Genomic DNA, 12,077 nt, shown 5'->3' on the forward strand with positions numbered 1-12,077 from the left:
GTCGCGTTCCCCCAGCGGTTGAGGGACCGGGTCCGCCGCAGCATCATGAAGGGGTGGCCCGCCCGGAAGGCGGTCCGGTCACGGGACACCCGTCCGTCCCGTACGCGATTGCGCCCCTCTCCCGCCCCTCGAAACCGTGCGCCGAGCGGAACGCCGCGCGGGCCGTCCTGCGGGACGGGGACGCCCGGTGAACCGCGCTCGAACGTCCGGAACGAGAATTCGATGACCGAGAACGAAACCGCCATGGCCGCCGGTGACTTCGCCTTTTCCGAGGGGCCGGTGTGGTCGGTGCAGTTCGCCCAGACCAAGCCCGGCCTGACCAACGCCTACCTCGCGAACCTGGGGGCGCGGTGGAAGCCCCTGATGGAGGAGGCCAAGCGGCAGAAGCTGATCCGCGACTACCGCATCCTGGTCTCCCCGCCGACCGGCCGTGACGACTGGAACGTCATGATCGTGACCGAGGTCGAGAACATGGCCGCGCTGGACGGCTACAGCGAGCGGATGGCCGAGCTCTCGGTCCGGCTCGACGGGCCCGACCGGAAGTCGCACGGCTGCGCGCAGTTCCGCGAGCTGCTCGGAATGAGGCTGGCGCGGGAGGTCTTCCTGAAATGACGTCCCGCAATTGACCCGGGGCCCCGCCGATCCGAGGCCCCGCTGACGCGAGGCCTTCCCGGCGGAGAGTTCCTCGCTTCGAAGGAGGAGAACCATGGAGCGCACGACGGAGCCGAAGGACGGCAAGAAGACCCTCGACCTGAAACGGTCCACCGTGGGCAACCTCGACGATCCGCTGCTTACCACCCAGGGCTGGAGCCTGTGGACCTGCGACGAGACGGCGTCGGCACCCGGGGCGCCCGAATCCCGGCGGGGGCGCACCACGCGGCGCGGGCCCGAGTAGATGCCGCCGAGCCTCCCGGGAGGGCGGGGCACGGCCCTCCGAGCCGTCCCGCGCGTCAGCCGCGACGACTTCCGCGCACCGCTGCGCAAGGGCGAGCCCCGGGTCGTCCTGGACAACGTCCGGGACTGGCCGGCCCTGCACCGCTGGGACGTGGACTACCTGCGGTCCGTCGCCGGGGAGCGGGAGGTGACGGTCCGGGAGACGAACGGGCCACCGCGGAACGTCTTCCAGAACCTCGCGGCCGGCGGGCGGACCTCCTTCGGCCGGTACCTCGACTGGGTGCTGGACACCGCCGGCGGGCTGGAACGGATCGCCCTGTCCTGCAGCGGCGCCGGTGAGATCACCCGGGCGGTGTGCGCCGACGGGTTCCGCTGCTCGTACTACCTCGACGCGAAGCTCCGGCAGCTGTCCGAGGACCTGCTCGACGACGCGCCGCCACCCGGCTGGTACCGACGCGGTCCGATCGACACCAACCTCTGGTGCGGCGTGCTCGGGACCTCCTCCGGGCTGCACTGCGACGTGACGCCGAACTGCAACGTCCAGGTCGTCGGACGCAAGCATTTCGTCCTCTATCCGCCCTCGCAGGCCCGGCGCGTCTACCGCGTCCCGCAGATCACGCACTGCCGCTTCGACCCCAACCTCCCCGACTACGAACGGTTCCCGCGGGCCCGCCGCGCCACCGGGTGGCAGTGCACCCTGGACGCCGGTGAATCGCTCTACATCCCGGTGGGCTGGTACCACCAGGTGACGGTGGTCTCGGCCTGGGCGCTGAACGTCAACTTCTTCTGGCCGCGCCCGCTCGCCCAGGGGCTGTCGGCCCCGCCGCTGTGGCCGTTCCTGCTCCGGCGCGGGTGGGCCCGGCTGCGCGACCGGAGCTGACCGGCGGTGGGATCCCATGCGGCCGGCCCCGGCCGGTCCGTGCAGGATGAGCCCGTCCGGGGTGGTCCCGTGCAGGGCGAACCGGCCTGGGAGGCCGCGGGGTTCTTCGTGCTCCGCACCCCGCTGCTGCCGCTGGAGGCCCTGCTGGGCCTGGGCGAGGGACTGGCCGCCGCGCGGTGCGGCGGGGACCCGGACCTGGTCGGCGCCGCCGTCCGGCGCGACCGGCTGCGGGTGCGCGCACGGCTGCGGGCGCTGTACGGCCGTGCCGACGTCCGGGAGGCGCTGTCCGTCGCCTCCTCCTCGCTCACGACGGGCCTGGACACCTGGGAGCACTCACCCGACAGCCGGCGCGGCCGGAACGCCGAGCACAGCCTGCTGCGCTACCTCGCCCGGATGTCCGCCAGGCCGACCCCGTTCGGGCTCTTCGCCGGCTGCTCGGTCGGCTCGGTCGACCCCGCGGCCGACGGCCCGACCGCCCTCGAACTCGGACCGTCCTCCTCCTACCGGCGCCGCACCGGCCTGGACTTCGGCTACCTCGGCGCGCTGACCGCCGACCTGCGGCGGCGGCCGGAGGTGCGACTGCACCTGGTCCACCGGCCCAACTCCAGCCTGTACCGGAGTGCCGGGCGGCTCCGGTACGTCGAGGTGCTCCGGACGGACGCGGGCCCGACCCACCGGCTGGTCGAGGTCGAGCCCGCGCCGTGGCTCCTCGCCGCCGTCGTCCGGGCGGGATCCGGCGCCCGCCCGGACGAACTCGTCGCCGCCGTACTCGCCGCCGAACCGGACGTGGAGCCCGGGGAAGTCCGGCGGGCCGTCGAGGAGCTGATCGAGCACCAGATCCTCGTCCCCGAGCTCGCACCGCCCGTGAGCGGGCCCGAGCCACTGGCGGACCTGCTCGCCCAGGTCCGGCCGTTCGCCGAACGGGCCGGGCTCGGCCCCGTCACGGCCGCGTTGGACGCAGCCCGGCGGCAGCTCGCCCTGGCGGACCGGCGGCCGCCGGGCGAGGCGTCCGGCCACTACGCCCGCGCGGCGGCGCTGCTCACCTGCCCACCGGTGGCGGCGGACCCGTCCGGGCCGTCCGGGCCGTCCGGGCTGTTCCGGATCGACCTGGTGAAGCCGGCCGCGCGGGCCGTGCTGGGGCGTGCGGTGGCCGCCGAGGTGCTCCGGGGCGCCCGGCTCGTCCACCGCTTGGGCGGCACCCGCCCGGACCCGCAACTCGCACGGTTCACCGCGGCCTACCGGACCCGCTACGGCGCCCGCGAGGTACCGCTGTGCGAGGCGCTGGACCCGGAGTCCGGCCTCGGGTTCCCCGTCCGGGCCGCCCCGATGGCCGCCGCCGAACCGCTGCTCGCCGGCCTCGACCTTGCCGGCCTCGACCTTGCCGGCCTCGGCCCGGACGGCCTCGACCTTGCAGGCCTCGACGGCCAGGACGCTTCCGGTCGGCCGGCGGACGGCGAGCAGCGCTGGGACGGGCGCCACCGGCTGCTGCTGAGCTGGCTGGGCGAGGCGGTGCGCACCGGCGCGCGGGAACTCGCCCTCGGCCCGGAACGGCTCGACGCGCTCACAGCCGCCGACGAGCGCTCCAGCGACCGGCCGCCGCTGCCCGACTCCTTCGGTGTCGTGGCGAGCATCCTCGCCGAGAGCCCGCAGGCGGTGGCGCGGGGGCGCTACCGGGTGCACATATCCGCCCTGGGCGGACCCTCCGGAGCGTACCTGTTGGGCCGCTTCTGCCACGACGGCGACGACCTCACCCGGTGCGTCCGGGCCCATCTGCGCGCCGAGGAGGCGCTCAGGCCGGACGCGGTGTTCGCGGAGATCGCCCACCTGCCCGGTGAGCGGATCGGCAACGTCCTGCGGCGGCCGCTGCTGCGCGGCCACGAGATCCCCTGCCTCGGCCGCTCCGGGGCGCCGCCCGACCAGCAGATCCCGCTGACCGACCTGACCCTCACCCCCGACGGCGACCGCCTGGCGCTGCGCTCCACCCGGTTGGGGGCCGAGGTCGTCCCGCGCCTGACGTCCGCGCACCACTTCGCCGCCCCCGCGAACCTCGGCCTGTACCGCTTCCTGTGTGCGCTGCAGGCCCCGCAGCAGGCGCACGGGCTGGACGCCGCCCTCGGGCCGCTCGCCGCCGCGCCGTACCTGCCGCGGATCGTCTCCGGGCGCCTGGTGCTCGCGCGGGCGCGCTGGAACCTGACCGAGCGCCAGCTGGCGCGCTTCGCGATGCCGTCCCCGGGCGAACGGTTCGTCGCCGTACAGGAGTTGCGCCGGGAGCTGGGCCTGCCGCGGTGGGTCGCCGTGGCGGAGGGCGACCGGCTGCTGCCCGTCGACCTGGAGAACACCGTCTTCCTCGACATGGCGGCCCGGCTGCTGGCCGGCCGCTCCACGGCCGCCGTGGCGGAGCTGTTCCTCGGCGGCGAGGACGTGCTCGCCCGCGGCCCCGAGGGGCGGTTCACCCACGAGGTGGTGGTCCCCTTCGTCCGTACCGGCGCGCACCCGCCCGGGTATCCGCGGGTGCACCCGCCCGCGCGCCGGGCCGACCCCGGGCCACCGCGTGCCCCCGACGCGCGACCGTGCGTGCGGAGCTTCCCGCCCGGTTCCGAGTGGCTCTACGCCAAGCTCTACACCGGCTCGGCCGGCGCCGACGAAGCCCTGCGCCGGGTCGTCCGGCCGCTCGTCCGCCGCGCCCTCGCCGAGGGCGCGGCGGACAGCTGGTTCTACGTCCGCTACGCCGACCCGGACTGGCACCTCAGGGTGCGACTGCACGGGGATCGGCGGCGCCTGGCCGCCGACGTCCTGCCGGCCCTGTACGACGCGGCGCAGCCGCTGCTCGCGGACGGTGTCGTCCGGCGCGTCCAACTCGACACCTACGAGCGGGAGATCGAGCGCTACGGCGGGCCGCTCGGCATCCGGCTCTCGGAACTCCTGTTCCGGCAGGACAGCGAGGCCGCGCTGCGCACCGTCGAGTCGCTCTGCGCGGAGGCCGGTACGGAGGGCGGCATCGAGCGCGCTGCGGAAGGCGGTGCGGACTCCCGCTGGCGGGCCGCGCTGGTCGGCATCGACCGGCTGCTGACCGACCTCGGCCTGTCGCGGGCCGAGAAGCGCGCCCTGGTGAGCGCCGCCCGCGACCGCTTCCGTGCCGAGTTCCGGGTGGACCAGGCCGTGCGACGCGGGATCGGCGACCGCTTCCGCCGCGAACGCGCTACCCTGGAACGCCTGTTGGCGGACCCGGGTCCATGCCCGGGCATGGCGGACGACACGTCCGCCGCCGTCCGGTCCCTCGCGGCGGAGCTGCGCGAGGGGGTGCGGACCGGGCAGATCGGCACCCCGATCGCCGCCCTGGCGGGCAACTACGTCCACCTGCACGCCAACCGGGTGCTGCGCTCCGCCGCCCGGGCACAGGAACTGCTGCTCTACGACTTCCTGTCCCGCCTGTACGCGGCACCGGGAGCCGGAGCCGCCGCCCCGTCGGCCCGGCCGTCGCGGCGCAGCACCATCCCCTCGGAGCCGATCCGGTAGACCGGGGCGAACCCCGCCTCCGTCAGCACCCGGGCGAGCCTCGGATGCTGGTACAGGACGTGGACCTCCCGGGGGGCCCGTTCGAGAGAGGCGGTCAGCCGTCCGACGGCGGCCCGCAGCGTCTCCTCGGGGAACGGGTCGAAGAGGAAGACGGTGTCGACCCGGTCCGGCACCTCGAACCCGGCCGCGTCCGCGCAGTGCACCTCGGTCCGACAGCTTCCGGCCCCGGCCCGGCGTCCACGCAGGTTCGCCCGGGCCACGGCGCAGAGCTCCGGGGACAGCTCCACCCCGACCGCCTCCCGGAAGCCGTGCCGCGCGGCGAGCAACAGCGCCCGGCCCTTGCCCGCGCCGAGGTCGAGCAGCACCCGCCGACCGTCCGCGGGCAGCACCCGCACCAGCTTGGCGAACATCCAGGGGCTCGCCCCCTCGTGCCGGACCGCCACGTCGATTCCGGTCTCGGTGCCGTGGCGCAGGTCGAAGAGCAGCTCACCAGCACCCAGCCGGACGGCCCGGGCCACCCCGAGCCGACGGCACACGGCGGGGAACGCCCGTGCGACGATCCCCAGACGGTCGGCGAGTGCGCGGAGAATGACCGATCAACCCCTCGGACGAGGACGGGTGCACGGGCTCGCCTCCAGGCTATCGGGGCCGGGGCCGTCCCGCGCGTGAGGAGCGACCATGGCCGGGGCTGGGGCCGGGGGCCGGGGCCGTCGTCACGAGCGGAGCGCCGCGACGAGGTTGTCGAGCAGCTGGGCCTCCGCGCGCTGGACCGATGCGGTGGTCCGCGCGGCGTACAGGTCGTGTACGTCGATGCCGGGGAGCCGCCTGGTGGATTCGCCGACGGCGTGGGCCGCGCACGAGTCGAGGACCACGGGTCCGGAGCGGCCTGCCTGCCAGGTGCGCAGATCGGTCTCGGCCATCGGCAGCCCCAGGGTCGTCAGGATCACGAGGCATGCGTCCGGTACCCGGCGCAGGTCCTGGAGGGTGACGACGTGGCGGTAGGCGGGCGAGTGGAAGGACAGGCAGTCCGCAGAGCCGAGCAGCTCGGCCAGCGGCGCCCACCGGGGCTCGTCGGCCTCCGTGGCGCGATGCCCGGGTGTGTGGAAGAGCACGTCCATGCCGAGAGCCGTGGCGGCCTTGCCGACGCCCCGGGCCACCGGACCGTAGCCCACGAGCCCCAGCCGGCGTCCCGCCAACTCCCCGGGCACGCCCCCGTTGTGGCGCGTGTGGACGAGCAGCTGCTCGATCACGAACTCCACCGTGCCGATGTCGCCGTAGCCGTATATGGGCGAGACGGTGATGCCCTCGCGCCGCGCGTGGTCCAGGTCGACGCGGTCGGTCGACGTGGCACGCAGGCCCACGTAGCGCAGGTCGGGAAGCCGGCGCAGGTGGTCGGCGTCGAGCGGGTCCTTCCATCCCGCCAGCAGGGCGTCCGTCCGTGCGAAGGACTTCCCGAGGTCCGACTCCGGTGACGGCCATTCGCCCGGTTGCAGCAGCGGCCGTTCGCTGAGCGGGCGGAGGGCGTCGAGGAGCCCGGGGGACGGCCAGACACCGGGCAGCAGGGAGACTTGCCGGAACATGGAGGTGGGCACCGTTCTTCCTTTTCGGACGGGGGTGTCGGCGGCCGGAGCGGCGTGGTCGGACTCAGGAGGCCCGTACGGGCGGAACCACGGCATCGATGAGATGGGGGCCCGGTTCCGCGACGGCGGCGCGCAGTTGACGGGCGAACTCCTCAGCCGTGCGGGCCCGGGTGGCGGGTACGCCCATGCCGTTCGCCAGCGCGACGAAGTCCAGTCCCGGGATGTCGATGAGCGACCGGCTCCGCCGAGCATCGGCGCCCTGGAACGCTCCGACCCGCCGCAACTCGGAGTCGAGGATCGCGTAGGAGGCGTTGTTGAAGATGACCGTGGTCACGTCGAGGCCCTCACGCGACTGCGTCCACAGCGACTGGAGGGTGTACATCGCGCTGCCGTCGGCCTCCAGATTGACGACCGGCCGGTCCGGGCAGGCGCAGGCCGCCCCCGTGGCGACCGGCATTCCCATGCCGATCGAGCCGCCGGTGATGTTGAGCCAGTCGTGCACGGGCGCACCGGCGGTGGCGGCCGGCAGCCACTGGTCGGAGGTCATGGCCTCGTCGACGACGATGGCCCGCTCCGGCAGGAGTGCGCCGATGACGGCCGCGGCCTTCTCCGCCGTCAGCTCCCCGCTGGGCAGCCCCGGCCGGTCCGTGTCCCTGACGGGCGGCGTGGTGCCGGGTGCCAGCAGGTCGGCCAGGTATTCGAGGGCGCCCGGAGCCGCACCGAGGTCGTGCACCTCGCAGTCCGGCGGGACGAGGGTGCTCGGCCTGCCCGGGTAGGCGAAGAACGAGACGGGCTCGCGTGTTCCGGCGAGGACGAGGTGCCGCACTCCCTTGAGCCGGTCCGCCGCCAGGTCCCTGGGGTAGGGAAGCCGGTCGAAGCGCGGGATGCCGGCTCCTCGCTCGTGCCGCGCCGGGGACTTCTCGGCCAGGACGTCGGCCCCGGTCGCCGCCGCGATGCGGCTCGCCGCCGCGAGTCCCGCGCGTCGTGTGTTGCCGCCCCCGACGAGCAGGAGGCACCCGTCCTTCCCTCGCAGGATCGCGGCGGCCCGCTCCACCGCCGCCTCGTCGAAGGACGGGGGCGGCGCGGCGAGGACGGGCACGGCACGGCCCCCCTCGGACCAGCAGACGTCGGAGGGCAGGACGAGGGTGGCGACGCCGCCGGGGAGAGGGCCGACCGGTGTCCTGGCGGCCCGGATGGCGTCAGCGGTGTCCTGCCCGGCATCGGTGGGACGCTCGGTTCTGCGCACCCACGCCGACACCGTCCCGGCCATGCTCTCGATGTCGGAGTCCAGGGGCGCGTCGAACGGTTTGTGGTACGTCGCGTGGTCGCCGACCATGTTGATCAAGGGCGTACCGGCGCGGCGGGCGTTGTGCAGGTTCGCCAGCCCGTTGCCGAGACCGGGCCCCAGGTGCAGGAGCGTCGAGGCGGGTCGTCCCGCCATCCGGCCGTACCCGTCGGCGGCGCCCGTCGCCACCCCCTCGAACAGGCAGAGGATGCTGCGGATCTCCGGTGTCGCCACCATGCCCGCGACCAGGTGCATCTCGGAGGTGCCGGGATTCGTGAAACAGATGTCGATGCCGCCGTGCACAAGGGTGTCGAGTACTGCTCGTGCGCCGTTCATGGTGGTGCCCGCCCTTCGGGATCAGCCGGCGATCTGTACGCGCTTGAGGTGCCGCTGCGGGTCGTCGAAGGCGTTGCGGGAGTGCAGCATCCGCCAGTTGTCCCAGACGACGAGGTCCCGCTCCCGGTAGCGGACGGCGACGTGGTGCTCCTCGTAGAGGGCGCTTCCCCGGTCGATGAGCCGGCGGGCCAGCTCGTCGCCCTCGGGTATCTGCAGGTAGCTGGTCGAGTACCGGAGGATCAGTGCGCCGTCGCGCTCCTCCAGGACCGGGTGCTCCGCCGTGGGGACCACTCCTCGGCGGGCGAGGCCCTCGGTGGACCTCCACCGGTACACGGTGTCGAGGAAGTGCTGCCGCTCGCTCGCGTCGAACTCCGCGAGCACGCGGTTCCCGTCGAACAGGGTGGTCTCGCCACCTCGTCCCTCGGCCGGCCTCACGCACCACAGCGCGAGGTACCGCGGCGGAGTGCCGCGGAACTCGTACCCCTCGGTGTGGGGCTGCAGCGCGCCCTGGTTCTGGCCGTGGTTGACGTCGTCCATGCCGCGTTCGGGCTTCACGTCCCCGACGACCGTGCCGGTGGGCGTGGGCTGGAACCGCCCGAGCTCCTTGAGGAAGGCGACGTGGTCGAAGGACTCGGGAACGTTCACGAGGTGCACGTATCCGTTGTTGCCGAGCAGTTGGCGGAACGCGTACCCGAGCACGCCGTCGGCCAGCTCGTCACCGTTCATGTCAACGCAGGAGACAACACTGTCGGGCCACTTGCTCACGATCACTCCGATGGTTCGTCGCTACGGGTCAGTGCGGGTCGATGCGGGTCGGCGCGGGTCGGTGCGGGTCGGCGCGGGTCGGTTCGGGTCGGTTCGGGTCGATGGGGAAGGCGGTTCAGCAACTGATCAGCACCTTCAGGGACGTTCGCTCGTCCATGGCCTGGTAGCCGCCGGGGACTCCGTCGAGTCCGACCGTCAGGTCGAAGACCGGTGACGGGTCGATCACCCCTTCGAGGACGTCGGGCAACAGCCGGGGGATGTACGTCCGCACCGGCGCGACGCCGCCGCGCAGCGCGATGTTCCGCTCGAACACGTCACTCAGGTCGAGGCCGGTGTCGCTGCCGTGAGGTACGCCGACGCAGCCGATCGACCCACCGTCCCTGGTGATCCGCACCGCCGTCCACAGGGACTGCGCGGTCCCCACGGCCTCGATCACCGCGGGCACGCCCCGGCCCCCGGTGAGTTCACGCACGGCCTCGACCGCCGCTTCCCCGCGTTCCGCGACGATGTCGGTCGCGCCGAAGCGCGTGGCGATGTCCGTGCGGGACGGGTGCCGTCCGAGTGCGATGATGCGTTCGGCTCCCAGACGCTTCGCGGCGAGCACACCGCAGAGTCCGACCGCGCCGTCGCCGACGACGGCCACCGTCGTGCCCGGTCGCACCCCCGCGCCGACCGCGCCGTGGTGACCCGTTCCCAGCACGTCGGACAGCGTCAGGAGCGCGGTGAGCAACCGCCGGTCCGACGCCGCCTCCCGGGGGAGCCGCACGAGCGTGCCGTCGGCGTACGGCACCCGGAGCGCCTCGCCCTGGCCGCCGTCCGATCCCTTCGTGCCCCAGAATCCGCCCCGCTCGCACGAGGTGGTGAGCCCCTCGGCACAGTAGTCGCAGACGCCGTCCGACCAGACGAACGGCACCACGACCAGGTCGCCGGCGGAGCAGCCCACGACCTCGGCGCCGACCTCCTCGACGATGCCGATGGACTCGTGGCCGGTGCGCTGCCCCGACCGGAAGTCGGCCAGGCCCCGGTACGCCCACAGGTCGGTCCCGCAGATGCAGGAGAGGAGGACCCGCACCACGGCGTCGGTGGGCCGCCGGATCACCGGGTCCGGGACCTCCTCGACCCGCACGTCGCGGGAAGCGTGGATGACAGTGGCGCGCATGCGCATGGTCCTCTCTGTTGGGCGACGGATCGGGCGGCTCGCCGGCATCACCCGGCGCGCGGCTACTGGAGCGGCTTGGCGGGGGCGGCGGCGGCCTCGCCGACCTCGCTCAGGATGTGGCCGATGCGGTTCTCGCACCGCGCCACCTCGGCGCTGCGCAGCTCCTCGGGCCGGTCGTCGCCCCCGTGCCCCAGCGGGTAGAGGCCCCGGTCGGCGATGTCCCACGCCACCGCACGCAGCCTGCGCAGGAGCTGGCCGGTGATGCCGTCGTCGTCCACCGGCCCGCGCAGGGTCAGGAAGAAGTTGTCGTACAGGATCGCCGTGCGCTCCGAGGGGCGGACGACGGTCTCCTTCATGGTCTGCTGCAGCAGGGACCGGCCTTCGGGCACGAGGCGGGCGGCGATGCCGTCGTGGATGGTCCGGTGGATCTCCACGGCACGGGCCAGCCGGTCGGCCTCCGGACCGTGTCCCCGGGCCGCGCCCCGTCCCCGGAACAGGCCGCGCACCGGGGCGAAGTCCGACGCCCAGGTCCCGCTGAAGCCGCGGTGCTGGAGGTGCATGCGCGGTCGGATCAGGCTCTGGTAGAGGTCGAGCGGACAGGACCCGGTGTAGAGCAGCATGGCGCAGTAGCCGTAGGCGTACGTCTCCAGGCGGCCCAGTGACTCGCGGTCCGGCGTCTGCCGCTCCGCGCTCCGTTCGAGCAGTTTTCCCATCAAGTGCCAGATCAGAAAGGTGATCTGATGTCCAGTGATCCAGCGGAACCAGAACAGCTGGTCGTCGCCGGGGTCCACACGGGTGCCCGGGGCGGCCGAGGGCCCGCCGTCCGCGAGGAGGCGCAGCTGGAACAGGACGAGGTCGAGGTCGCAGGGCGGCAGGGCGCCCGGGACACCCCCGGGGGCCGAGACGGCTGCCGGGCCGACCGGCGGCATCGTCAGGTGTTCCAGGCCGTAGGCGAAGTCCCCGAAGTCCCACTCGCCGTTGCGCGGGTCGGAGATCAGGACGCCGTCGCTCACGCCGGTCATCGGTGACCGTCCGGTATGTAGCTGAGTTCGTACTCCAGGCCGTTCACGTCGAAGAGGTAGAGGCTCTGCACCCCGTCGTCGTCGACGACGATCTCGGTCGGCAGCTCGGGACGGGCGAAGGTGTAGCGCTGCGACTCGTAGAGGTCGATCCACCGCCGGCGCCGGTCGGCGAGCTCCTGCGGCGTGGCCACCTGGACGCACACGTGCTGGAAGAGGAATCCTTCCTCGTCGGGCGTCCGGCCGTTGTGGCCCGCTCGGTCGAAGAGGTGCAGCCGGACGTCCCCGAAGGCGATCTCGGTCAGCCTGCGGATGCCGGGCAGCCGGCTGAGGGTGAGCTCGGAGAAGCGGCTGAGTTCCCACTTCTGCTCGGCGTCGAAGAACTCCTGGTACCAGCCCAGGCAGTTGTCCAGATCCGCCGTCTGTACGCCCACATGGTGGATTCGGGGGCCGTTCGAACGGTCCACTGCGGCATCTTCCTTTCCGGTCGAAGGTGTTGACGCGAGGGGGAGGGGCGGCGGTGACCAGGCTCGCGACCCGTCACCCCGCAGGCGGGTCGAACTCCCATCTGGAGCCCCCCCTCCGGACCCCCTTTAGAGCCCCCCCTCTGCCCCGCACTGCTCGGTTCTGCCCCACGCCCTCG

11 protein-coding genes are annotated in these 12,077 nt (G+C 73.6%); 4 read left to right on the forward strand and 7 right to left on the reverse strand.

Translation table 11 applies throughout. The features are described 5' to 3' along the window. Positions 1-222: 222 nt before the first annotated feature. The 4 genes from ACFVGO_RS18050 (at position 223) to ACFVGO_RS18065 (ending at position 5,290) form a co-directional block, all read left to right on the forward strand. A complete protein-coding gene (locus ACFVGO_RS18050) occupies positions 223-612 on the forward strand; it encodes a hypothetical protein (protein ID WP_359897265.1) in 390 nt (129 codons plus the stop codon). Between the two features lie 94 nt (positions 613-706). Then, on the forward strand, positions 707-895 hold the full coding sequence (locus tag ACFVGO_RS18055; RefSeq protein ID WP_359897266.1) for a hypothetical protein: 189 nt from the start codon (positions 707-709) through the stop codon (positions 893-895). Continuing rightward, on the forward strand, positions 896-1,774 hold the full coding sequence (locus tag ACFVGO_RS18060; protein ID WP_359897269.1) for a cupin-like domain-containing protein: 879 nt from the start codon (positions 896-898) through the stop codon (positions 1,772-1,774). Positions 1,775-1,843: 69 nt separating this feature from the next. Beyond that, on the forward strand, positions 1,844-5,290 hold the full coding sequence (locus ACFVGO_RS18065; protein WP_380632730.1) for a lantibiotic dehydratase: 3,447 nt from the start codon (positions 1,844-1,846) through the stop codon (positions 5,288-5,290). Here ACFVGO_RS18065 and ACFVGO_RS18070 read toward each other — a convergent pair. The 7 genes from ACFVGO_RS18070 to ACFVGO_RS18100 all read right to left on the reverse strand — a co-directional run bounded on the left by ACFVGO_RS18070 (position 5,185) and on the right by ACFVGO_RS18100 (position 11,868). After that, complete coding sequence (locus ACFVGO_RS18070; protein ID WP_380356392.1) at positions 5,185-5,826, reverse strand: class I SAM-dependent methyltransferase; 642 nt, start codon at positions 5,824-5,826, stop codon at positions 5,185-5,187. The genes ACFVGO_RS18065 and ACFVGO_RS18070 overlap by 106 nt on opposite strands. A 177-nt stretch (positions 5,827-6,003) precedes the next feature. After that, positions 6,004-6,882: an NAD(P)-dependent oxidoreductase gene (locus tag ACFVGO_RS18075; protein WP_380632732.1), complete on the reverse strand. Its 879-nt coding sequence runs from the start codon at positions 6,880-6,882 to the stop codon at positions 6,004-6,006. Between the two features lie 52 nt (positions 6,883-6,934). Continuing rightward, a complete protein-coding gene (locus ACFVGO_RS18080; RefSeq protein WP_380632735.1) occupies positions 6,935-8,491 on the reverse strand; it encodes an acetolactate synthase large subunit in 1,557 nt (518 codons plus the stop codon). 21 nt (positions 8,492-8,512) lie between these two features. Then, on the reverse strand, positions 8,513-9,217 hold the full coding sequence (locus tag ACFVGO_RS18085; protein ID WP_359897278.1) for a TauD/TfdA family dioxygenase: 705 nt from the start codon (positions 9,215-9,217) through the stop codon (positions 8,513-8,515). Positions 9,218-9,371: 154 nt separating this feature from the next. Further along, positions 9,372-10,415, reverse strand: coding sequence for a zinc-binding dehydrogenase (locus ACFVGO_RS18090; protein ID WP_380356384.1), 1,044 nt, complete (start codon positions 10,413-10,415; stop codon positions 9,372-9,374). A gap of 62 nt (positions 10,416-10,477) precedes the next feature. Continuing rightward, positions 10,478-11,437 (reverse strand): hypothetical protein, encoded by a 960-nt coding sequence (locus ACFVGO_RS18095; RefSeq protein WP_380632738.1) that lies wholly within the window; start codon positions 11,435-11,437, stop codon positions 10,478-10,480. Then, complete coding sequence (locus ACFVGO_RS18100; RefSeq protein WP_359897283.1) at positions 11,434-11,868, reverse strand: VOC family protein; 435 nt, start codon at positions 11,866-11,868, stop codon at positions 11,434-11,436. Before ACFVGO_RS18100 ends, ACFVGO_RS18095 begins: the two co-directional genes overlap by 4 nt. Positions 11,869-12,077: the final 209 nt, after the last annotated feature.

Origin of the sequence: Kitasatospora sp. NPDC057738 (assembly GCF_042798815.1) — a bacterium.
GTDB classification, from domain to species: Bacteria; Actinomycetota; Actinomycetes; order Streptomycetales; family Streptomycetaceae; genus Kitasatospora; species Kitasatospora lactacystinica.

What these genes read in the sequence shown, in the direction of transcription:
- ACFVGO_RS18090 (WP_380356384.1), bottom strand. Translation starts at nt 10,415, where the DNA reads ATGCGCGCCACTGTCATCCACGCTTCCCGCGACGTGCGGGTCGAGGAG.
- ACFVGO_RS18080 (WP_380632735.1), bottom strand. Translation starts at nt 8,491, where the DNA reads ATGAACGGCGCACGAGCAGTACTCGACACCCTTGTGCACGGCGGCATC.
- ACFVGO_RS18060 (WP_359897269.1), top strand. Translation starts at nt 896, where the DNA reads ATGCCGCCGAGCCTCCCGGGAGGGCGGGGCACGGCCCTCCGAGCCGTC.
- ACFVGO_RS18050 (WP_359897265.1), top strand. Translation starts at nt 223, where the DNA reads ATGACCGAGAACGAAACCGCCATGGCCGCCGGTGACTTCGCCTTTTCC.
- ACFVGO_RS18055 (WP_359897266.1), top strand. Translation starts at nt 707, where the DNA reads ATGGAGCGCACGACGGAGCCGAAGGACGGCAAGAAGACCCTCGACCTG.
- ACFVGO_RS18095 (WP_380632738.1), bottom strand. Translation starts at nt 11,437, where the DNA reads ATGACCGGCGTGAGCGACGGCGTCCTGATCTCCGACCCGCGCAACGGC.
- ACFVGO_RS18085 (WP_359897278.1), bottom strand. Translation starts at nt 9,217, where the DNA reads ATGAACGGTGACGAGCTGGCCGACGGCGTGCTCGGGTACGCGTTCCGC.